The 22,445-nt window shown below is 54.2% G+C and carries 19 protein-coding genes and 7 tRNA genes; 24 read left to right on the top strand and 2 right to left on the bottom strand.

Annotated features, from left to right (window positions below):
* From nagA to E2F51_RS13560, 11 genes are all read left to right on the top strand, one after another.
* The gene (gene nagA, locus E2F51_RS13610) at positions 1-1,149 is read left to right on the top strand and encodes an N-acetylglucosamine-6-phosphate deacetylase (RefSeq protein ID WP_013201294.1); all 1,149 of its coding nucleotides are present in this window, start codon (positions 1-3) and stop codon (positions 1,147-1,149) included.
* 7 nt (positions 1,150-1,156) lie between these two features.
* A complete protein-coding gene (locus tag E2F51_RS13605) occupies positions 1,157-2,377 on the top strand; it encodes an N-acetylglucosamine repressor (RefSeq protein WP_013201293.1) in 1,221 nt (406 codons plus the stop codon).
* The gene (locus tag E2F51_RS13600; protein ID WP_013201292.1) at positions 2,377-3,162 is read left to right on the top strand and encodes an HAD-IIA family hydrolase; all 786 of its coding nucleotides are present in this window, start codon (positions 2,377-2,379) and stop codon (positions 3,160-3,162) included. Before E2F51_RS13605 ends, E2F51_RS13600 begins: the two co-directional genes overlap by 1 nt.
* Positions 3,163-3,444: 282 nt before the next feature.
* Entirely contained in the window at positions 3,445-5,112 is a 1,668-nt protein-coding gene (asnB, locus tag E2F51_RS13595) for an asparagine synthase B (RefSeq protein WP_134823707.1), read from the top strand.
* A gap of 219 nt (positions 5,113-5,331) precedes the next feature.
* Positions 5,332-5,408, top strand: a tRNA-Met gene (locus E2F51_RS13590).
* Positions 5,409-5,416: 8 nt separating this feature from the next.
* Positions 5,417-5,501 (top strand) — tRNA-Leu (locus tag E2F51_RS13585).
* Between the two features lie 23 nt (positions 5,502-5,524).
* A tRNA-Gln gene (locus E2F51_RS13580) sits at positions 5,525-5,599 on the top strand.
* Positions 5,600-5,636: 37 nt separating this feature from the next.
* Positions 5,637-5,711: transfer RNA gene (locus E2F51_RS13575), tRNA-Gln, on the top strand.
* A 41-nt stretch (positions 5,712-5,752) separates the two neighbouring features.
* A tRNA-Met gene (locus E2F51_RS13570) sits at positions 5,753-5,829 on the top strand.
* A 7-nt stretch (positions 5,830-5,836) separates the two neighbouring features.
* Positions 5,837-5,911, top strand: a tRNA-Gln gene (locus E2F51_RS13565).
* Between the two features lie 39 nt (positions 5,912-5,950).
* A tRNA-Gln gene (locus E2F51_RS13560) sits at positions 5,951-6,025 on the top strand.
* Between the two features lie 122 nt (positions 6,026-6,147).
* Here the strand turns inward: E2F51_RS13560 and ubiF are convergent.
* The gene (ubiF, locus tag E2F51_RS13555) at positions 6,148-7,326 is read right to left on the bottom strand and encodes a 3-demethoxyubiquinol 3-hydroxylase (RefSeq protein WP_134823706.1); all 1,179 of its coding nucleotides are present in this window, start codon (positions 7,324-7,326) and stop codon (positions 6,148-6,150) included.
* 112 nt (positions 7,327-7,438) lie between these two features.
* Between ubiF and miaB the strand changes: the two genes are divergently transcribed.
* From miaB to E2F51_RS13510, 9 genes are all read left to right on the top strand, one after another.
* Positions 7,439-8,863 carry a tRNA (N6-isopentenyl adenosine(37)-C2)-methylthiotransferase MiaB gene (gene miaB, locus E2F51_RS13550; protein ID WP_013201289.1) on the top strand — a complete coding sequence of 475 codons (1,425 nt, stop codon included), beginning with the start codon at positions 7,439-7,441 and terminating at the stop codon, positions 8,861-8,863.
* Positions 8,864-9,073: 210 nt separating this feature from the next.
* Entirely contained in the window at positions 9,074-10,135 is a 1,062-nt protein-coding gene (locus E2F51_RS13545; RefSeq protein ID WP_134823705.1) for a PhoH family protein, read from the top strand.
* Complete coding sequence (gene ybeY / locus E2F51_RS13540) at positions 10,132-10,605, top strand: rRNA maturation RNase YbeY (RefSeq protein WP_013201287.1); 474 nt, start codon at positions 10,132-10,134, stop codon at positions 10,603-10,605. The genes E2F51_RS13545 and ybeY overlap by 4 nt, the downstream gene beginning before the upstream one ends.
* A gap of 90 nt (positions 10,606-10,695) precedes the next feature.
* Positions 10,696-11,574, top strand: coding sequence for a CNNM family magnesium/cobalt transport protein CorC (gene corC, locus E2F51_RS13535; RefSeq protein WP_013201286.1), 879 nt, complete (start codon positions 10,696-10,698; stop codon positions 11,572-11,574).
* 7 nt (positions 11,575-11,581) lie between these two features.
* Complete coding sequence (gene lnt / locus E2F51_RS13530; protein ID WP_134823704.1) at positions 11,582-13,114, top strand: apolipoprotein N-acyltransferase; 1,533 nt, start codon at positions 11,582-11,584, stop codon at positions 13,112-13,114.
* 427 nt (positions 13,115-13,541) lie between these two features.
* Positions 13,542-14,444, top strand: coding sequence for an amino acid ABC transporter substrate-binding protein (locus tag E2F51_RS13525; RefSeq protein WP_013201284.1), 903 nt, complete (start codon positions 13,542-13,544; stop codon positions 14,442-14,444).
* A gap of 199 nt (positions 14,445-14,643) precedes the next feature.
* The gene (locus E2F51_RS13520; protein ID WP_134823703.1) at positions 14,644-15,384 is read left to right on the top strand and encodes an amino acid ABC transporter permease; all 741 of its coding nucleotides are present in this window, start codon (positions 14,644-14,646) and stop codon (positions 15,382-15,384) included.
* Positions 15,384-16,061 (top strand): glutamate/aspartate ABC transporter permease GltK, encoded by a 678-nt coding sequence (gene gltK / locus E2F51_RS13515; protein ID WP_013201282.1) that lies wholly within the window; start codon positions 15,384-15,386, stop codon positions 16,059-16,061. Before E2F51_RS13520 ends, gltK begins: the two co-directional genes overlap by 1 nt.
* On the top strand, positions 16,062-16,787 hold the full coding sequence (locus E2F51_RS13510; RefSeq protein ID WP_134823702.1) for an amino acid ABC transporter ATP-binding protein: 726 nt from the start codon (positions 16,062-16,064) through the stop codon (positions 16,785-16,787).
* A 35-nt stretch (positions 16,788-16,822) separates the two neighbouring features.
* Here E2F51_RS13510 and E2F51_RS13505 read toward each other — a convergent pair whose 3' ends face one another.
* The gene (locus E2F51_RS13505) at positions 16,823-17,305 is read right to left on the bottom strand and encodes a zinc ribbon-containing protein (RefSeq protein WP_013201280.1); all 483 of its coding nucleotides are present in this window, start codon (positions 17,303-17,305) and stop codon (positions 16,823-16,825) included.
* 212 nt (positions 17,306-17,517) lie between these two features.
* Here E2F51_RS13505 and leuS point away from each other — a divergent pair, with 212 nt between their 5' ends.
* From leuS to nadD, 4 genes are read left to right on the top strand one after another with little or no spacing between them, the layout of a single operon-like run.
* Positions 17,518-20,100 (top strand): leucine--tRNA ligase, encoded by a 2,583-nt coding sequence (gene leuS, locus E2F51_RS13500; protein ID WP_105759490.1) that lies wholly within the window; start codon positions 17,518-17,520, stop codon positions 20,098-20,100.
* 14 nt (positions 20,101-20,114) lie between these two features.
* Positions 20,115-20,735 (top strand): LPS assembly lipoprotein LptE, encoded by a 621-nt coding sequence (gene lptE, locus E2F51_RS13495; protein WP_134823701.1) that lies wholly within the window; start codon positions 20,115-20,117, stop codon positions 20,733-20,735.
* Complete coding sequence (gene holA / locus E2F51_RS13490; RefSeq protein WP_013201277.1) at positions 20,732-21,763, top strand: DNA polymerase III subunit delta; 1,032 nt, start codon at positions 20,732-20,734, stop codon at positions 21,761-21,763. Before lptE ends, holA begins: the two co-directional genes overlap by 4 nt.
* Positions 21,756-22,412, top strand: a complete 657-nt coding sequence (gene nadD, locus E2F51_RS13485; protein ID WP_134823700.1) for a nicotinate-nucleotide adenylyltransferase — start codon at positions 21,756-21,758, stop codon at positions 22,410-22,412. The genes holA and nadD overlap by 8 nt, the downstream gene beginning before the upstream one ends.
* Positions 22,413-22,445: the final 33 nt, after the last annotated feature.

Below are 22,445 nucleotides of genomic sequence, written 5' to 3'. Positions count from 1 at the left end.
ATGTACGCATTAACCCATGGCCGTATCTATACCGGCCACGAAATACTGGATAATCATGCTGTTATCATTGCAGATGGCGTGATTGAGCGCGTTTGCGCCCTGAGTGATATTCCTGCTGGCGTTACAACGCGTGACGTGGGTGGTGCGATAATTGCTCCCGGCTTTATCGATCTGCAGCTTAACGGCTGTGGTGGCGTTCAGTTTAATGATGATATCAACGCGCTGAGCGTCGAAACGCTGACCACCATGCAGCAGGCCAATGAACGCTCTGGCTGCACCAGCTATCTGCCGACCCTGATTACCAGCACCGACGAGATGATGAAGCGCGCGGTGGAAGTGATGCGTGCTTATCTGGCGCAAAATGCCAATAAAGCGCTGGGTTTACATCTTGAAGGCCCATGGTTAAGCCCAAGAAAACCGGGCACCCATGACCCTAAATTGATCCGCACGCCCGAGCCGGCGCTGGTGGAGTTTCTCTGCGCTAATGCGGATGTGATCGGTAAAATCACCCTGGCGCCTGAGCAGGTTGACAGTGCGGTGATCCGTCAGCTCAGCGAAGCCGGTATCGTTATCTCCGCCGGCCACTCGCATGCGACCCATGATGAAGCGCGCATCGGCATCAGCGCCGGCGTCAGCTTCGCGACCCATTTATATAACGCCATGCCAACCATTACCGGCCGTGAGCCGGGCCTGATTGGGGCGCTGTTTGATTCGCCAAATGTCTACTGCGGTATCATTGCTGACGGTTTACATGTTCACTACGCTAACATCCGTAATGCCAAACGCATCAAAGGCGACAAACTGATCCTGGTGACCGATGCCACCGCACCGGCGGGTGCATCCATTGACCAGTTCATTTTTGCAGGAAAAACAATATACTATCGCGATGGACTCTGCGTTGACGAGAACGGTACGCTCAGTGGTTCGGCGCTGACTATGATTGAAGCTGTCGCGAACAGCGTTGAACATGTTGGTATCTCACTGGACGAAACGCTGCGAATGGCAACGTTGTACCCTGCACGGGCTATGGGTGTTGAGAAAAAGTTAGGATCGATCGAAGCCGGAAAAGTGGCTAACCTGACTGTTTTCACCCGTGACTACAAAATAATCCAGACTATCGTTAATGGTGACGAAGTCTTAAGCGAGTAGATACTGTATGACCACTGGCGGCCAGGCTCAAATAGGAAATGTCGATCTTGTTAAGCAACTCAACAGCGCGGCCGTTTACCGGCTTATCGACCAGCAAGGGCCGATTTCGCGCATCCAGATTGCTGAGCATAGCCAGTTAGCCCCTGCCAGCGTCACCAAAATCACCCGCCAGCTGATTGAACGTGGGCTGATCAAAGAAGTCGATCAGCAGGCCTCTACCGGAGGCCGCCGCGCAATTTCCATCATTACTGAAACCCGCGGCTTCCACACCATCGGTGTGCGTCTTGGCCGCAGCGATGCCACCCTGACCTTATTCGACCTTAGCGGAAAATCGCTGGCGCAGGAAGACTACGCGCTGCCGGAACGCACCCAGGAAACGCTGGAAAACGCCCTCTTCAATGCTATCGCCAGCTTCAGCGAGCAGCACCAGCGCAAGGTGCGTGAGCTGATCGCCATCTCGGTCATTCTTCCCGGCCTGGTTGACCCGAATAACGGCGTGATTAAATACATGCCGCATATCCATGTTCATCACTGGCCGTTAGTGGCGAATCTGCAAAAGCGCTTTAACGTCACCAGCTTTGTCGGTCACGATATCCGCAGTCTCGCCCTCGCCGAGCACTACTTTGGTGCATCACGCGATTGTGCCGACTCCATTTTGGTGCGCGTTCACCGGGGAACCGGCGCCGGCATCATCGCCAATGGCCATATTTTCCTCGGCAGCAACGGCAACGTTGGCGAGTTGGGGCATATTCAGGTCGATGCGCTGGGTGAACGCTGCCACTGCGGTAACTTTGGCTGTCTGGAAACCATCGCCGCCAATGGCGCAATTGAAAACCGGGTGCGCCATCTGCTCACACAGGGCTATCCCAGCTCGCTGACGCTGGATGATTGCCAGATGCCGAAGATTTGCAAAGCCGCCAACCGGGGCGATGCGTTGGCAGTGGAAGTTATCGATTACGTTGGGCGACACCTCGGCAAGGCGATTGCGATTGCCATCAACCTGTTTAATCCGCAGAAAGTGGTGATTGCCGGTGAAATTACCGAAGCCGATAAAGTGCTGTTGGCGGCCATAGAGGGCTGTATCAATACTCAGGTTCTGAAAGCTTTCCGCAAGAATCTGCCGGTGGTACGCTCAGAGATTGATCATCGTTCTGCCATTGGCGCGTTTGCGCTGGCGAAACGGGCCATGCTTAACGGCATCTTATTACAACATTTACTGGAAGGTTAATGAGCGCTTTGACCCTGTCGGACAGTGAAACTGCCACAATAAAAAATGTCATCTGCGATATCGATGGCGTACTGATGCATGACAACACCGCCGTGCCTGGCGCCAATGAATTCCTGCAGCGGATCATGGAAAAAGGCATGCCGCTGGTGGTGCTGACCAACTACCCTTCCCAGACTTCAATGGATCTCGCGAACCGTTTTGCGTCTGCCGGGATCGATCTGCCGGATAGCGTCTTTTATACCTCCGCAATGGCAACCGCCGATTTCCTGCGCCGCCAGGAAGGGAAGAAAGCCTATGTCATTGGTGAAGGCGCGCTGATCCATGAGCTGTATAAAGCCGGTTTTACCATTACTGACGTCAACCCGGATTTTGTTATCGTGGGCGAAACGCGCTCCTTTAACTGGGATATGATGCATAAGGCCGCCTTCCATGTTGCTAATGGCGCGCGCTTTATTGCCACCAATCCCGACACCCATGCACGCGGCTTTGTCCCTGCCTGTGGCGCGCTTTGCGCCGGGATTGAGAAGATCTCCGGCCGCCAGCCATTCTACGTCGGCAAGCCCAGCCCGTGGATTATCCGCGCGGCCTTAAACAAGATGCAGGCCCATTCGGAAGAAACGGTGATCGTCGGAGACAACCTGCGCACGGATATTCTGGCCGGCTTCCAGGCGGGTCTGGAAACCATCCTGGTGCTGTCAGGGGTTTCCACCCTCAGTGACGTGGATGCCATGCCGTTCCGACCGAGCTGGATTTATCCCTCGGTTGCCGATATCGACATTATCTGAACATCAGCCCGGCCAGCGCGTCGGGCTTTTTATTGCCCCGCCCCTGCTCAAAATTCAGCCACCCCCGGCAAATAATTATCGATTCAACAATAAATAAAGCGATTCCTTGTGGATCCATCAACATTTATCGCAGGTCAACAGACTATTTTTCAGAGAAAAGCTAAAACGCTTGCTCACATCGATGATATAGAGCATTTTCTTATACATCGGCGATAACTGTCGCTCTGGTTTATTCACGAATCATCATCATCACCGTTCTGGGATGTCGTTAGGGAGTTAGCTATGTGTTCTATTTTTGGTGTATTGGATCTCAAAAGCGATCCTGTTGAACTGCGTAAGAAAGCCCTCGAGCTTTCCCGTCTGATGCGTCACCGTGGCCCGGACTGGTCCGGCGTCTATGCCAACGATAACGCGATTCTGGCGCACGAGCGTCTGTCGATTGTTGACGTCAACAACGGTGCTCAGCCACTTTATAACGCAGCCCATACCCATGTTCTGGCAGTGAACGGTGAGATCTATAACCATCAGGCGCTGCGTGCAGAGCTGAGCGATCGCTACGAATTCCAGACAGAATCAGACTGTGAAGTGATTCTGGCGCTGTATCAGGAAAAGGGCGTTGATTTCCTCGACGATCTGCAAGGCATGTTCGCGTTCATCCTGTATGACAGCGTGAAAAACACCTACCTGATTGGTCGTGACCATATTGGTATTATCCCGCTGTATATGGGTAACGATGAGCACGGCAACCTGTTCGTTGCTTCAGAAATGAAAGCGCTGGTGCCGGTGTGCAAATCAATCAAAGAGTTCCCTCCAGGAAGCTACATGTCCAGCACCGACGGGGAAATCCGCCGTTACTGGCAGCGTGACTGGTTCAGCTATGAAGCCGTTGAACACAACAAAACCGACGCCGTTGAGCTGAAAGATGCGCTGGAAGAAGCGGTTAAAAGCCACCTGATGTCAGACGTGCCTTACGGCGTGCTGCTGTCTGGCGGTCTGGACTCGTCCATCATTTCTGCTGTGACCAAAAAATACGCCGCCAAGCGTGTTGAGGATCAGGATAAGAGCGAAGCCTGGTGGCCGCAGCTGCACTCCTTTGCCGTCGGTCTGGAAGGTTCGCCGGATTTGAAAGCGGCTAAATCTGTTGCTGAACATCTGGGTACCGTGCACCACGAGATCCATTTCACCGTGCAGGAAGGTCTGGATGCGATCCGCGATGTGATCTATCACATCGAAACCTATGACGTGACCACCATCCGTGCTTCCACGCCGATGTACCTGATGTCACGTAAGATCAAAGCGATGGGCATCAAGATGGTGTTGTCTGGCGAAGGGGCTGATGAGGTGTTTGGCGGCTACCTGTACTTCCATAAGGCGCCGAACGCCAAAGAATTCCATGAAGAAAACGTCCGTAAACTGCTGGCGCTGCATATGTTTGACTGTGCGCGTGCTAACAAAGCAATGTCGGCCTGGGGCGTGGAAGCGCGCGTTCCTTTCCTGGATAAAAAATTCCTCGACGTGGCGATGCGCATCAACCCTGAGGACAAGCTGTGCGGCACCAACGGCAAGATGGAAAAACACATCCTGCGGGAATGCTTCTCTTCTTATCTGCCGGAAAGCGTTGCCTGGCGCCAGAAAGAGCAGTTCTCTGACGGCGTTGGCTACAGCTGGATTGATACGCTGAAAGAAGTCGCGGCGAAGCAGGTCACGGATCAGCAGTTGCAAACGGCTCACTTCCGTTTCCCTTACAACACGCCGACCTCAAAAGAAGGCTATTTGTACCGTGAAATCTTTGAAGAGCAGTTCCCTCTGGCAAGCGCTGCAGAATGCGTACCTGGCGGCCCGTCAGTGGCCTGTTCGTCAGCAAAAGCCATTGAGTGGGACGAAGCGTTCAAAACCATGGACGATCCGTCTGGGCGCGCGGTAGGCGTTCACCAGTCAGCTTACAAATAAGCGACTGCTTTGCGTGAGAAAACGGGCCGCCAGCGGCCCGTTATTTTTGAGAAATTCGCTGATTACCTTCATATTTTGCTGATTTATTCGCCAGGCTGGTTATAAGCCAGACAAACGACAGGTTTCTGGGAAAAAACGCTAAAAAAATTGTTGACGCTAACAGGTCAACTCCGCATAATGCGCCCCGCAACGCCGATGAAGGTAACGCGAAAAAAAGATGGCTACGTAGCTCAGCTGGTTAGAGCACAGCACTCATAATGCTGGGGTCACAGGTTCGATTCCCGTCGTAGCCACCATCTTTTTTGCGGGAGTGGCGAAATTGGTAGACGCACCAGATTTAGGTTCTGGCGCCGCAAGGTGTGCGAGTTCAAGTCTCGCCTCCCGCACCATTTCCAAAACGGTTTTGCACGGATGGGGTATCGCCAAGCGGTAAGGCACCGGTTTTTGATATCGGCATTCCCTGGTTCGAATCCAGGTACCCCAGCCAGTTTTTTCTGATGGTTTTTGTGCTTTGAAACGGACATTGGGATATCGCCAAGCGGTAAGGCACCGGTTTTTGATACCGGCATTCCCTGGTTCGAATCCAGGTATCCCAGCCAGACTGAACGAACAAGATGTACAGTTAGACGCAGTAAAATTAGGCTACTTAGCTCAGCTGGTTAGAGCACAGCACTCATAATGCTGGGGTCACAGGTTCGATTCCCGTAGTAGCCACCAATTTTATTGGGGTGTCGCCAAGCGGTAAGGCACTGGTTTCTGATACCAGCATTCCGGGGTTCGAATCCCTGCACCCCAGCCATAAAAAAGACGATTTGCAGCGCAGATCGCAACACCTAATTGGGGTGTCGCCAAGCGGTAAGGCACTGGTTTCTGATACCAGCATTCCGGGGTTCGAATCCCTGCACCCCAGCCAGTAAGTGAAGAAGCCCGCTAACGCGGGCTTTTTTACGTCTGACGTGTGTATCTTCTTAAAGACGTTTACCGGCACGGTGTGGTGACAACCTGCCACCACACCCGATGAATCCCGCCCGACAGTTACAATCCCAGCGCGTACTTCAATGCCTGACGTTTCAACACGCCCGAACGTTCTGCCACCATCAGCCCCAGGTTACGCACAATCCGTAAAGGTGCAACCGGCGTGCTGAATGCGAAATAGAACAGGTCCATGCCACTTTGCATCAGCAGATTATCTTTCTGACGCTTACGTTGATAACGTTTGAGCACCCCTTCCGATGCCCAGTCTTCCGCGCGGTCGCGTGATGCCACCAGCGTATCAATCAGCGCATCCACGTCGCGATAGCCCAGATTAACGCCCTGCCCGGCCAGCGGGTTGATGGTATGCGCGGCATCACCGACCAGCGCCAGTCCCGGCAGCACATAGCGCGTGGCGTGGCGGCGAACCAGGGGGAAAGAACCTGCCGAAACCGGCGTGACCTTTCCCAGTCGCGCCGGGAAATGGGTGGCGATCTGCTGGCCAAGCTGTGCCATATTCATCGCCTGAAGCTGGCGTATTTTGGCCGGACTGTCATACCAGACCAGCGATGCCCAGCGATCGAACAACGGAAGAAATGCCCGTGGGCCATCCGGCGTGAACTGCTGCCAGGTGCAGTCGCCCGCATCCTGTTCACAGCGCACGCTGATCAACATACAGGACTGTGCGTAATTCCAGCCACGGATCCCCATTCCCGCCAGTTGGCGAACCTGCGAGTTGGCCCCGTCCGCGCCCACCACCAACTTCGTCAACAGCCTGTCGCCATTCTCTAAGGTTAACTGCCATCCGCCGTTACCAGGCTGCATCGCCTGCAATCTGGCCGGAGAAATCAACTCCACGCCCTGCTGCTGCAAACGTTGCCACAACGCCCGCTGCAATACGCTGTTCTCAACCATATAGCCCAGCTCGGGCAACCCCAGTGACTGCGCATCAAAGCTTACCTGCGCCGTATGCCACTCCCAGGTTTCGAGTTTGCGATAAGGGGTGCAGCGCATTCTTTGTATCAACGGCCAGACGTCCAGCTGTTTCAGCAACGCGACAGACGCGGCACCAATCGCCGAGATCCGCACATCCGGATTGCTGCTGGCATCAAACTCTGCGGGTTCCTGTTGCTCCAGCACCGCGACCTTAAATCCCTGCGCGGCCAGCCCACTGGCTAAAGCTGCACCCACCATTCCGCCACCGACCACGGTGACATCCCATTTTTGCGTTATTTCGCTCATATAATTCCTGTCCTTGAGGCCATCCGTACGCCCTTCACCTGGCCTTGCCTGGGCTAATTCTGTTACCCTTAGTGTACCGGATTTTTCCAGGCCTATTAGCGGTTACGAGCAGATGACAAAAAAACTTCTTATTAAAACCTGGGGCTGCCAGATGAATGAATATGATTCATCAAAAATGGCGGACCTGTTAAACAGCACGCATGGCTACACCCTGACAGAGGTTGCTGAAGAGGCCGATGTCCTGCTGCTCAATACCTGTTCTATTCGTGAAAAGGCGCAGGAAAAAGTGTTCCATCAGCTTGGGCGCTGGAAACTGCTGAAAGAGAAAAATCCTGACCTGGTGATCGGTGTCGGTGGCTGCGTGGCGTCACAGGAAGGCGATCTGATTCGCCAGCGTGCGCCCTGTGTCGACATCGTGTTTGGCCCGCAGACGCTGCACCGCCTGCCTGAAATGATCAACACCGTTAAAGGCACCAAAAGCCCGGTCGTTGATATCAGCTTCCCGGAAATTGAGAAGTTTGACCGTCTGCCAGAGCCGCGCGCCGATGGCCCGTCGGCTTTTGTTTCGATCATGGAAGGCTGCAACAAATACTGTACCTTCTGCGTGGTGCCGTACACGCGTGGCGAAGAGGTCAGCCGTCCAAGCGACGACATTCTGTTTGAAATCGCTCAGCTGGCGTCTCAGGGCGTCCGTGAGGTCAACCTGCTTGGCCAGAACGTGAATGCCTATCGTGGCGAAACGTTCGACGGCGACATCTGCTCGTTCGCCGATCTGCTGCGTCTGGTTGCCGCGATTGATGGCATTGACCGCATTCGTTTCACCACCAGCCACCCGATTGAATTCACCGACGACATTATTGATGTCTATCGTGATACGCCAGAGCTGGTGAGCTTCCTGCATCTGCCGGTGCAAAGTGGTTCGGACCGCATTCTGACGTTGATGAAGCGCTCCCATACTGCGCTGGAGTACAAGTCCACCATCCGTAAGCTGCTGGCAGCACGCCCGGCGATGCAGATGAGTTCGGACTTTATTATCGGCTTCCCTGGTGAAACCCAGCAGGACTTCGAGCAAACCATGAAGCTGATTGGCGAAATCAACTTCGATACCAGCTTCAGCTTTATCTACTCTGCCCGTCCAGGCACCCCGGCTGCCGATTTGCCGGACGACGTCAGTGATGAAGAGAAAAAAGAGCGCCTGTGGCTGCTGCAGCAGCGCATTAACCAGCAGGTGATGAACTGGAGCCGCAGTAAGCTGGGCACCGTTCAGCGTATCCTGGTGGAAAGACTGTCGCGCAGAAACGTGATGGAGCTGGCCGGACGCACCGAATGTAACCGAGTGGTGAACTTCGAAGGGACGCCAGAGATGATTGGTAAGTTCGTCGATGTTGAAATCGTCGAGGTTCATACCAACTCAATGCGCGGCGTGGTGGTGCTGAAAGAAGAACAGATGACCCTGCGTTCGGTTGAGACCCCGTCAGCCGTGATTGCCCGCACACGCAAAGAAAATGAGCTTGGCGTCGGGACTTTCCAGCCTTGAACCCGCGAATAATTGCGGCGGGCCTCGCAGGTTCGCCGCAACAAATCATCGGCTTACCCTTGCTTTCCGCAAGCGGAGCCCAAATATCTCCTTCAGTGCTTGCGCCTTTCGGTTGCGCCATAAATACTTTCGTTATGGCCCGGCACCCGAAGGCGTTGATAGCCTCTGATTATTCTCCTCAACTGGCCCTGAGCGACCCAAAGGATTAGTTTGAATATTGAAACACGCGAAATTACGTTAGAGCCAACAGACAACACCCGCCTGCTGAGCCTGTGTGGTCCCTTTGATGACAACATCAAACAGCTTGAGCGCCGTCTGGGGATTGAGATCAACCGTCGTGACAACGCCTTTAAGCTGGTGGGTAAAGCGCTGATTGTTGACGCTGCGGCGCGGATCCTGCGCGACCTGTATGTGGACACCGCGCCGGTGCGTGGCCATATCCCGGATATCGACCCTGAGCAAATTCACCTGGCGATTAAAGAGAGCCGCGTGCTGGAGCAAAGTGCCGAGAGCATTCCGGAGTTCAGCAAGTCGGTCAATATCAAGACCAAGCGTGGCGTGATCAAGCCCCGCACGCAAAACCAGGCGCAATATGTCGCCAACGTGCTCGACCACGATATCACCTTCGGCATCGGCCCGGCGGGAACGGGGAAAACCTATCTGGCCGTGGCGGCAGCGGTCGATGCGCTGGAGCGCCAGGAAGTGCGCCGCATCATGCTGACGCGTCCAGCAGTGGAAGCGGGTGAAAAGCTGGGCTTCCTGCCCGGTGATTTAAGCCAGAAGGTCGATCCCTATCTGCGCCCACTATATGATGCACTGTTTGAAATGCTGGGCTTCGAGCGCGTCGAGAAACTGATCGAACGTAATGTGATTGAGGTCGCCCCGCTGGCATACATGCGTGGTCGTACCCTGAACGATGCTTTTATCATTCTCGATGAGAGCCAGAACACCACCATCGAACAGATGAAGATGTTCCTGACCCGTATTGGCTTCAACTCCAAAGCGGTGATTACCGGCGACGTCACGCAAATTGACCTGCCGCGTAACCTTAAGTCTGGCCTGCGTCATGCGATTGAAGTGCTTTCCGGTGTAGAAGAGATCAGCTTTAACTTCTTCCACAGTGAAGATGTGGTCCGTCACCCGGTGGTGGCGAGAGTGGTTGTTGCTTATGAAGCCTGGGAAGCCGCCGATCAAAAACGGCGTGATGCGCAGGCAGAAGAGCGCAAACGTGACGCGCTGGCCCTGCAACAGGCTGCGCAGGAGCAGAAATGAGCACCGTAATTCTCGATTTACAACTTGCCTGCGAAAAACCCGCCGGCTTACCGGCAGAATCTGATTTTCGTCGCTGGCTGGAAGCGGTTTTGCCGCAGTTCCAGGAAGAGAGCGAAGTCACGGTGCGCGTGGTGGATGAAGCTGAAAGCCATGAGCTGAATCACACCTATCGCGGCAAAGATAAACCGACCAATGTGCTCTCTTTTCCGTTCGAAGCCCCGCCGGGGATTGAGCTTCCGCTGCTGGGCGACCTGATTATTTGTCGCCAGGTGGTGGAGAAAGAAGCGGCCGAGCAGGAGAAGCCGGTACTGGCACACTGGGCTCATATGGTGGTGCATGGCAGTCTGCATTTACTGGGCTATGACCATATTGAAGACGACGAAGCTGACGAGATGGAATCGATCGAGACCGAGATAATGCTTGCTCTTGGTTATGACGATCCGTACATTTCGGAGAAAGAGTTACCCTAAGCAGGCCGCTGGCCTGATATGTCCCTGGCCTGTGCAACCGGCAGGCAGGGATACCCCAACACATGACAAGAGTGACCAAACCAAAACGCCATGAGCGATGACCATTCACAGAACAACGACAGTCCCAGTACCAAAAAGGGATTTTTCACCCTTATCCTCAATCAGCTGTTCCACGGTGAGCCAAAAAACCGCGACGAACTGCTGGAGCTGATCCGCGATTCCGAACAAAACGATCTGATCGATCCGGACACGCGCGACATGCTTGAAGGCGTGATGGATATTGCCGAGCAGCGCGTGCGCGACATCATGATCCCCCGCTCGCAGATGGTAACCCTGAAGCGCAACCAGTCACTGGAAGAGTGCCTGGACGTGATCATTGAATCCGCCCATTCCCGTTACCCGGTGATCAGCGAAGACAAAGATCATGTTGAAGGCATTCTGATGGCTAAAGATTTGCTGCCGTTTATGAGCAGCGGATCGTCCCCGTTCAGCGTCGAAAAAGTGCTGCGTCAGGCGGTCGTGGTGCCTGAGAGCAAGCGCGTTGACCGCATGCTGAAAGAGTTCCGTTCCCAACGCTACCATATGGCGATTGTGATCGATGAATTCGGCGGCGTCTCAGGACTGGTCACCATTGAGGATATTCTGGAGCTGATCGTTGGCGAAATCGAAGATGAGTATGACGATGAAGAAGATCGTGATATCCGCCAGCTGAGTCGTCATACCTACACCATTCGTGCGCTCACGCCGATTGAAGACTTCAATGACGTGTTTGAAACCAGCTTCAGCGATGAAGAGGTCGACACTATCGGCGGTCTGGTGATGCAGGCCTTTGGTCATTTGCCTGCCCGCGGGGAGAGCATTGAGATCGATGGCTATCAGTTCAAGGTCGCTATGGCCGACAGCCGCCGCATCATTCAGGTCCACGTCAGAATTCCGGAAAACGCGCCGCAACCGATACTGGAAGAATAATTTTCTTATGGCTATTGCCTCACTGTACCAGCGCCAGCGGGTTCGCCTGCTTTTAGCGCTGATAACGGGTGCCCTTGGCACCCTGTCGTTCTCACCTTATGATTTTTGGCCTGCTGCACTGCTGTCATTGGCCGGTATGCTGGCGCTGACCCTCAACCGCTCTACCCGTCAGGCGACGGCGATTGGTTTTGTCTGGGGCATGGGGCTGTTTGGTAGCGGCATAAACTGGGTCTATGTCAGTATCGCCACCTTTGGTGGCATGCCGGGGCCGGTCAACGTGTTCCTGGTGGTGCTGCTGGCGGCGTATCTGTCGCTGTTCACCCTGCTGTTTGCCGCCCTGCTTAACCGCTTATTCCCAAAAACCTCGCTGGTTCGGCTGGTGGTTGCTGCGCCGGTTTTATGGCAGATCACCGAGTTCCTGCGCGGGTGGATCCTGACCGGTTTCCCATGGCTACAGTTTGGTTACAGCCAGATTGATGGACCGCTGAAAGGTCTGGGACCGCTATTTGGTGTTGAAGGCATTACCTTCGCGTTGATGGTTATCTCCGGGCTGGCGGTGTTTGCGGCGGTAAAACGTCACTGGGTCGCCGGTGTTATCGCGCTGGCGTTGCTGGTGCTTCCATGGCCGCTGCGTCAGATTAGCTGGTATCAGCCCATGCCCGAGCGTGAAGTGAATATTGCGCTGGTTCAGGGCAACATTCCGCAGTCGATGAAGTGGGATCCGAATCAGCTGATCAACTCGCTGAAAACCTATACCTCACTCAGTCGGCCTTACGTAGGCAAAGCGCCGATTATTATCTGGCCTGAATCCGCTATTCCCGATCTGGAGTCTAACCAGCAGCCGTTCCTCAAATCTCTGGATGAAGAACTGCGGGCACACGGCAGTAGCCTGATCACCGGGATTGTGGATTCGCGGCTGGAACAGAATCGTTACCACGATTACAACTCGATTATTGTGCTCGGCGGCGATGAGCCTTACGACTACTTCAGCCCGAATCGTTACCAGAAAAACCATCTGGTGCCATTTGGCGAGTTTGTTCCGATGGAAGCGCTGCTGCGTCCTCTGGCACCATTATTCGATTTGCCGATGTCCTCCTTCAGCCGTGGCGCCTATATTCAGCCTCAGTTAAAGGTGGCCGGCTACAATCTGACCGCGGCTATCTGTTATGAGATCGTGTTGGGTCAGCAGGTCAGGGATAATTTCCGACCGGATACTGACTTCCTGCTGACCATCTCTAACGATGCGTGGTTCGGCCACTCTATCGGCCCATGGCAGCATTTCCAGATGGCGCGGATGCGTGCCCTGGAATTGGGCAGGCCACTGCTGCGTGACACCAACAACGGCGTCACGGCCGTGATCAATGCTGATGGCGATGCCGAAGAGATGATCCCGCAATTCCAGGCGACGGTGCTTTCCACCAAGATCACCCCGGCTCAGGGCCTGACGCCCTATGCGCGTTTTGGTAACTGGCCAGTGTGGATCATCACCCTGCTGTTCGCAGTGGGCGCGGTGATTACCGGCTTCAGACGTCGCGGTTAAGCGTCAAAGCACGACACTAAAACGCTGAACTTTTGGGTTCGGCGTTTTTTTTTGCCCTTCCCCGGCTCCTGCATCTAAAAGCAGATCCTGCTGCTAACTGTTTCACAAAAAACATTTTGGCACGACGATTGCAAAACATTACCAGCGAACTCGCTGATTAGTCTGCATAAAGCTTTGCATAAGCGTTATCGCACCATTGTGGCTCAATCATTGCCCCAGGGCGGAGCATTGTTTTTAACAATGCCTTTATTTGGTGCGGCACGCTTCGCAAAAAAGAAACTTTCTTGTTTCATCGTTTTAACATTCGGCTATGTTATGACTATTCAGGGGGCGGTTACGTCCTGGGATAAAAAGAAAAGCAGCAGTTAATAAACATAACATCACAATCGGCGCAATTTTATGACGCCATTAAACGAAGGAGTTGGAGATGAAATTACGGAAATTAGGCTTGTGCCTGGCACTGGCTGGCCTTGCATCCGGTATCGCCCATGCAGAAGATGCATCACAATCTCCCACGTTAGACAAAATCGCTAAAAATGGCGTCATTGTCGTGGGACACCGTGAGTCTTCTGTTCCTTTCTCTTACTACGATAATCAGCAAAAAGTGGTGGGCTACTCGCAGGATTATTCCAACGCCATCGTGGCCGCGATCAAAGCCAAACTGAACAAACCCGATCTGCAGGTGAAAATGCTGCCGGTCACCTCACAGAACCGTATTCCACTGTTGCAAAACGGCACCTACGATTTTGAGTGTGGTTCAACCACCAACAACCTTGAGCGCCAGAAACAGGCCGCTTTCTCGGACACTATCTTTGTTATCGGCACCCGTTTGCTGGTGAAGAAAGGCAGCCCGATTAAAGACTTCCCGGATCTGAAAGGCAAAACGGTTGTCGTCACTTCCGGTACCACTTCCGAAATTCTGCTGAACAAGCTGAATGACGAGAAGAAAATGGACATGCGCATCATCAGCGCCAAAGATCATGGCGACTCCTTCCGTACGCTGGAAAGTGGTCGTGCTGTTGCCTTTATGATGGATGATGCCCTGCTGGCTGGCGAACGTGCTAAAGCTAAAAAACCTGATAACTGGGTGATCGTGGGTACGCCGCAGTCGAAAGAAGCTTACGGCTGTATGCTGCGTAAAGACGACGCCGGCTTCAAACAGCTGATGGATGACACCATTGCGAAAGCGCAGACCTCCGGTGAAGCGTCGAAGTGGTTTGATAAGTGGTTCAGCAACCCGATCCCACCAAAAAACCTCAATATGAACTTCGCCCTGTCTGACGACATGAAAGCGACATTCAAAACGCCAAATGACAAGGCACTGAACTAATAATGAAAATAAGGGTGACCGCTGGTTGCCCTATGATTGTTGAAAACAGGCTCGGACAGACAACAGCCTGAATCATCCGGAACACACATCCGGATAGTCAGGCAAAGGTACGAAGTGGTCGTTCCCCATAACGTGCAAATGAGCCTCTCATCAATCTTCAGGGTAGCTTCGCTACCCTTTTTTTCTTCCGGAGTTATTTATGTCAATCGATTGGAACTGGGGTATTTTCCTGCAACAGGCCCCCTTCGGTAATACCACCTATCTGGGGTGGCTGTGGTCCGGCTTTCAGGTCACCATTGCTGTGTCCGTCTGCGCGTGGATTATCGCCCTTTTGGTCGGTTCGCTGTTTGGTATTCTGCGCACCGTGCCCAACCGTCTGCTCTCCTCTCTCGGCACCTGTTACGTTGAGCTATTCCGTAATATCCCGCTGATAGTGCAATTCTTTATCTGGTATCTGGTGATCCCTGAACTGCTGCCTGAAAGCATTAGCACCTGGTTCAAATCCGAGCTGGATCCCAATATTCAGTTCTTTACTTGCTCGGTGCTGTGCCTCGGCCTGTTTACCGCCGCCCGCGTGTGCGAACAGGTTCGCGCGGCGATCCAGTCGCTGCCATCAGGCCAGAAGAATGCCGGTCTGGCGATGGGCCTGACGCTGCCACAAACCTACCGCTATGTGCTGTTACCCAACGCCTATCGCGTAATTGTGCCGCCAATGACCTCAGAGATGCTGAACCTGGTAAAGAACTCCGCCATCGCCTCGACCATTGGTCTGGTCGATATGGCCGCACAAGCAGGCAAGCTGCTGGATTACTCGGCTCATGCCTATGAATCCTTTACCGCGATTACGCTGGCCTACGTTGGCATCAATATTGTGATTATGCTGCTGATGAGCCTGGTCGAACGTAAGGTTCGCCTGCCTGGCGGCATGGGAGGCAAATAATGTACGAATTTGACTGGAGCACCATTGTTCCCAACCTGCCGTATCTGATGAACGGCATGGTGATCACCCTCAAAATTACCGTGACCGCCATCATTTTTGGCATCGTCTGGGGAACGCTGCTGGCGGTGATGCGTCTGTCGAGCTTCAAGCCTGTCAGCTGGTTTGCCCGCCTTTACGTCAACCTGTTCCGCTCGGTGCCGTTGGTGATGGTGCTGTTGTGGTTCTATCTGGTGGTGCCCAGCTTCCTGCAGAACGTGCTTGGCCTGTCGCCGAAAACCGATATCCGCCTGATCTCGGCGATGGTTGCCTTCTCACTGTTCGAAGCCGCTTACTACTCTGAAATCATTCGTGCCGGTATTGTCAGTATCGCCCGAGGCCAGGGAAGCGCCGCGCTGGCGCTGGGGATGACGCGCTGGCAGTCGATGCAGCTGATTATCCTGCCTCAGGCGTTTCGCGCTATGGTGCCGCTGCTGCTGACTCAGGGCATCGTGCTGTTCCAGGATACCTCTCTGGTTTACGTGCTCAGCCTTGCCGACTTCTTCAGGACGGCCGACACCATCGGCATCAACAACGGCACCGAAATTGAAATGGTGCTGTTTGCCGGTGCGGTCTACTTCGTTATCAGCCTTAGCGCTTCGCTGTTGGTCAGCTATTTAAAGAAAAAAAGGACGGTTTAAATGATTACCCTGAAAAATGTTTCTAAGTGGTATGGTCACTTTCAGGTACTGACCGACTGCTCAACCGAAGTGAAAAAAGGCGAAGTGGTGGTGGTGTGCGGCCCGTCGGGTTCCGGTAACTCCACGCTGATCAAAACGGTCAATGGCTTAGAGCCGATTCAGGAAGGTAAGATTGAAGTCAACGGCACCGCCGTCAACGACAAAAAGACCAATCTGGCGCAGCTACGTTCCAAAGTCGGCATGGTCTTCCAGCATTTTGAGCTGTTCCCGCATCTGACCATCGTTGAGAACCTGACGCTGGCGCAGGTAAAAGTGCTGAAGCGTAACAAAGAGGAAGCCCGTCAGAAGGGGCTGAAACTGTTGGAGCGCGTGGGCCTGTCAGCCCATGCTAACAAGCACCCAGGGCAGCTTTCCGGTGGTCAGCAGCAGCGTGTGGCTATCGCCCGAGCGCTGTGCATGGATCCGATCGCCATGCTGTTCGATGAGCCCACCTCCGCACTGGATCCCGAGATGATCAACGAAGTGCTGGATGTCATGGTGGAACTGGCGAATGAAGGGATGACCATGATGGTGGTGACCCACGAAATGGGCTTCGCCCGTAAGGTGGCAAACCGGGTGATCTTTATGGATGAGGGGAAAATCGTGGAGGATTCGCCGAAAGACGACTTCTTTAACAATCCGCAGTCCGATCGTGCGAAAGATTTCCTCGCCAAAATCCTGCATTAATCAGCATAGCGGGGCGGAATCTTCCGCCCCGATTTCTACGGTTCAAAAGGTTGTCGCTGGAACTGATCGTTACCGCATTCAGGACAGCGTGTCAGCGTTTCAGGGGTGTAAATCGCCCGGGTAAACTGACATTTCTCACAAACTAAATTCCCCAGTCCCACCACCTCACCGCTTTGATAAACGCCATGATGATTCAGGTCCTGAAAAACTTCGCGCCACTCTAACTGACTTTTATCGGTGATATCGGCCAGCTCTTTCCACACGCTTTCGCGAATAATGCGCATAAACACGCTATCACCTGCATCATCCTGATTCTCGGTATAGCTGCGGGCAAACTCTTCTAAATCCCTGCGCACCGCTCGGGTGACATCCTCGATCTGGCTGCGGGTCAATTCACCGCGATTGTTCATTCGTTGTCGGGCACTCTCCACCAGAGCATCAATATCATGCTCTCCCCGGTTGATCCTTTCGGTCAGAGAAGAGACCAGTTCCCGATAGTACTGAGCAACCTTGTTCATTTTTTCTCCTAAACGTTCCAATACGTTATGCAGTAATTCTAGCGTCGATCAAAAAAATGCACCCAACCCGCTGTCAAAAATGCCTGCTCTCTTCCAGCTTGTAGAGAAATGCCGTTTGTCAGGGCGGTTACTGTTGTTGCTGCGGGGGCGGATCAGCTATGCTATGCGGATCTGAACGAACTCATAAAGTTTACAAAGGACCACTGGCTGCCATGCAAGAGCAATACCGCCCGGAAGAGATAGAATCCCACGTCCAACAGCACTGGGATGAGAAGCAAACGTTCAAAGTGACCGAAGAGGAAGGTAAAGAGAAGTACTACTGCCTCTCCATGCTGCCCTATCCTTCTGGCCGCCTACATATGGGCCACGTTCGTAACTACACCATCGGTGATGTGATCTCCCGCTACCAGCGTATGCTGGGCAAAAACGTCCTGCAGCCGATCGGCTGGGATGCCTTTGGCCTGCCTGCAGAAGGCGCAGCGGTAAAAAACAACACCGCGCCGGCGCCATGGACCTACGACAACATTGCCTACATGAAGAACCAGCTGAAATTGCTGGGCTTCGGCTATGACTGGAACCGTGAACTGGCCACCTGTCAGCCTGAGTACTATCGCTGGGAACAGTGGTTCTTCACCAAGCTGTACGAAAAAGGCCTGGTCTATAAGAAAACCTCGGCAGTTAACTGGTGCCCGACCGACCAGACCGTGCTGGCTAACGAACAGGTTATTGACGGTTGCTGCTGGCGCTGCGATACCAAAGTTGAACGCAAAGAGATCCCACAGTGGTTTGTTAAAATCACCGATTACGCTGATGAACTGTTAAATGACCTGGACACGCTGGAAAGCTGGCCTGAGCAGGTTAAAACCATGCAGCGTAACTGGATCGGCCGTTCTGAAGGGGTGGAAATCACCTTTGACGTGGCAGAAAGCACCGAAAAACTGAGCGTTTATACCACCCGTCCAGACACCTTTATGGGTGTGACCTATCTGGCCGTGGCTGCGGGCCATCCGCTGGCTGCGCAGGCTGCCGCGTCGAATCCTGCGCTGGCCGACTTTATTGCCGAATGCCGTAATACCAAGGTTGCCGAAGCTGAAATGGCGACCATGGAGAAAAAAGGTATGGCCACCGGCAAGTTTGCCGTGCACCCACTGTCTGGCGAGAAAGTGCCGGTGTGGGTCGCCAACTTTGTGCTGATGGAATACGGCACCGGTGCGGTGATGGCCGTTCCTGGCCACGATCAGCGTGACTGGGAGTTCGCCACCAAGTACAACCTCACTATCAAGCCAGTGATCCTTAATGCTGACGGAAGCGAGCCGGATCTGACCGACGCGGCCATGACCGATAAAGGCACGCTGTTTAACTCAGGCGAGTTTGACGGTCTGTCGTATGAAGCAGGCTTTAACGCCATTGCTGAGAAGCTGGCGGCCAAAGGCGTTGGCGAGCGTAAAGTTAACTACCGTCTGCGCGACTGGGGTGTTTCACGCCAGCGTTACTGGGGCGCACCAATTCCAATGGTGACCCTGGAAGACGGCACCGTGATGCCGACGCCAGAAGATCAGCTGCCGGTTATCCTGCCGGAAGACGTGGTAATGGACGGGATCACCAGCCCAATCAAGGCCGATCCTGAGTGGGCAAAAACCACCGTCAACGGTCAGCCTGCGCTGCGCGAAACCGACACCTTTGACACCTTTATGGAGTCTTCCTGGTATTACGCGCGCTATACCTGCCCGGACTATGACAAAGGCATGCTGGACCCGGCTGCAGCTAACTATTGGCTGCCGGTCGATCAGTATGTCGGCGGTATCGAACACGCCATCATGCACCTGCTCTACTTCCGCTTCTTCCATAAGTTGCTGCGTGATGCTGGCCTGGTGACCTCCAATGAGCCGGCCAAACGCCTGCTTTGCCAGGGCATGGTTCTGGCTGATGCCTTCTACTATCTTGGCGCCAGCGGTGAGCGTAACTGGGTTTCCCCGGTTGATGTCACACTTGAGCGTGATGAGAAAGGCCGCGTGACCAAAGCCACCGATGCAACCGGCCGCGAGCTGGTTTACGCCGGTATGAGCAAAATGTCGAAGTCGAAAAACAACGGCATTGACCCACAGGTGATGGTTGAGCGCTACGGTGCCGATACCGTGCGTCTGTTTATGATGTTCGCTTCGCCGGCAGAAATGACTCTCGAATGGCAGGAATCCGGTGTGGAAGGTGCTAACCGCTTCCTGAAACGCGTCTGGCGACTGGCCTTCGAACACAGCGAAAAAGGACCGACCGTTGCACTGGATATCGCCAGCCTCAACGACGATCAGAAATCGCTGCGCCGCGAGCTGCATAAAACCATCGCCAAAGTGTCCGATGACATCGGCCGTCGTCAGACCTTCAACACCGCCATTGCGGCGATTATGGAGCTGATGAACAAGCTGGCCCGTGCCCCACAGGAAAGCGAGCAGGACCGTGCACTGATGCAGGAAGCGCTGCAATCCGTGGTGCGTCTGCTGTATCCGTTTACCCCGCATGCCTGCTTCTCATTGTGGCAGGCGCTGGGTGGCGAAGGCGACGTCGACAACGCGCCATGGCCGCAGGCAGATGAAGAGGCGATGGTGGAAGATTCTCTGCTGGTGGTCGTGCAGGTTAATGGTAAAGTGCGTGGCAAAATTACCGTTCCGGCTGATGCCACTGCGGAACAGGTTAAGGCTCGTGCGTTGCAGGAGCATCTGGTTGCCAAGTACGTCGATGGCACCACCATTCGTAAAGAGATTTACGTACCGGGCAAATTGCTTAACCTGGTCGTGGGTTGATGTCAGGAGGAATTGTGCGACATCCGATTTTATCTGTGATGCTGGGTCTTGCGGTGTTAATCACCGCAGGTTGTGGCTTTCATCTTCGCGGGACCACTTCGGTCCCGAAAGAAATGAAAACGATGATCCTGGACACCTCCGATCCTTACGGTCCGCTGACGCGTACCGTGAGTGAAGAGCTGCGCCTGAATAACGTGACGGTGCTGGATGACAGCAACACCACGGAGATGAGTAAAGAGACGCTGCATAAAACCGTTCCTTCCCTGCGTCTGTTAGGTGAGGTTCAGGGTCGTGACACGGCCTCCATCTTCCAGGACGGTAAAACGGCCGAGTACTCGATGTACATGACCGTTAATGCGCAGGTGCTGGTGCCGAATAAAGGCATCTATCCGATCAGCGCGACCGTGTATCGTTCATTCTTTGATAACCCGCTGGCGGCGCTGGCGAAGGACTCCGAGCAGAACATTATCTTAAATGAAATGCGCACTCAGGCGGCTCAACAGCTGGTGCGTAAACTACTGACGGTACATGCTGCAGAGGACGATCCTTCCATCAATACGCTGGACAGTACGCCTGAAGCCATCGATCAGACCAATCCTGCATCCGGCCTGACAGACAGCTCTCTGGCAAGATGATCAGGATTTACCCTGAGCAACTCAGCGCGCAGCTCCACGAGGGGCTGCGCGCTTGTTACATTCTGGCCGGTAACGAACCGCTTCTGTTGCAGGAATCTCAGGATGCGGTGCGGGCTGCTGCGCAAAAGCAGGAATTCACCGAGCACTTCAGCGTGGTCATTGATGCCCATACTGACTGGGATGCAATCTTCTCTACCTGCCAGGCCCTCAGCCTGTTTGCCAGCCGGCAAACGCTGCTGCTAACGCTACCTGAAAATGGTCCCAACGCGGCGATGGCGGAACAGCTTGTTACCCTCTCCTCACTGCTCCATGCCGATATTCTGCTGATATTGCGGGCGTCGAAACTGACTAAAGCGCAGGAAAACAGTGCCTGGTTTAAAGCGCTGAGCGCCAATGCGGTGATCGTGCCCTGCCAGACACCTGAGCAGGCGCAGTTGCCTCGCTGGGTGATTGCCCGTGCGAAAAGCCTCAAGCTGAGCGTGGACGATGCGGCTGTTCAGCTGCTTTGCTACTGTTATGAAGGGAATCTGCTGGCGCTGGCCCAGGCGCTGGAACGGCTGTCGCTGCTCTGGCCAGACGGCAAGCTGACCCTGCCAAGAGTTGAGCAGGCCGTTAACGATGCCGCGCACTTTACGCCGTTCCACTGGGTGGATGCCCTGTTGGCCGGCAAAAGTAAGCGTGCTCAGCATATTTTGCGTCAGATGCAGGCGGAAGAGAGCGAGCCGGTGATCTTATTACGCACCGTGCAAAGAGAGCTGATGATGCTGCTGACCTTACAACGCCAGATGGTGAAAACACCGATCAGAACGCTGTTTGATCAGCACCGCGTCTGGCAAAACCGCCGTCCACTGTTCAGTGAAGCGCTGCAACGTCTTTCTGCACGGCAGCTGAGTCAGGCAATCCATCTGCTGACGCGCATTGAGCTGACGTTGAAGCAGGATTATGGTCAGTCGGTCTGGTCCGATCTTGAAACGCTGTCGTTGCTGATTTGCCAGCGCGGTTTCCCTGAGCATTTCTGCGATGTCTGAATCCCTCACGCTGGAAGCGCTGTTCGGCGGCACCTTTGATCCGATCCATTTTGGCCATCTGAAGCCGGTCGAGGTTTTGGCTGCGCAGGTCGGGCTGAAAAAGGTGACGTTATTGCCGAATAACGTGCCGCCTCATCGCCCACAGCCAGAAGCCAGCCCGTCACAGCGGGTGGAAATGGTGAGGCTGGCGATTGCCAACCTGCCGTTGTTCGACCTGGATCTGCGTGAAATGCAGCGCGACACACCCTCTTTCACCCTTGAGACGCTTACGGAGCTCCGTGCAGAACGGGGCGACAACCAGCCGCTGGCGTTTATCATTGGCCAGGATTCTTTGCTAACCTTATACAAGTGGCATCGCTGGGAAGAACTGCTCAGCCTGTGCCATTTACTGGTCTGTAAACGTCCGGGTTATGACAGCACGATGGAAACCCCGGCGCTACAGCACTGGCTGGAACAGCATCAAACCGGGCAGGCAGACGCGTTGCATCAGCATCCCTGCGGCAGGATTTTTCTGGCAGACACGCCGCTGGTGTCCATCTCTGCGACTGAAATACGCGATCGATTGCACAGCGGGCAATCGTGTGACGATCTGATCCCTCCGGCAGTTTCGGCCTACATCCTTGGTGCAGGTTTATATCGCAAGCCCTGAGCACGTGGTATACTTCGCCGCTAAATTTTCTGG

The sequence above is a fragment of the Erwinia sp. QL-Z3 genome (genome assembly GCF_004551645.1).
Lineage (GTDB): Bacteria > Pseudomonadota > Gammaproteobacteria > Enterobacterales > Enterobacteriaceae > Erwinia > Erwinia billingiae.
This window is presented reverse-complemented; position numbering and strand designations above follow the sequence as displayed.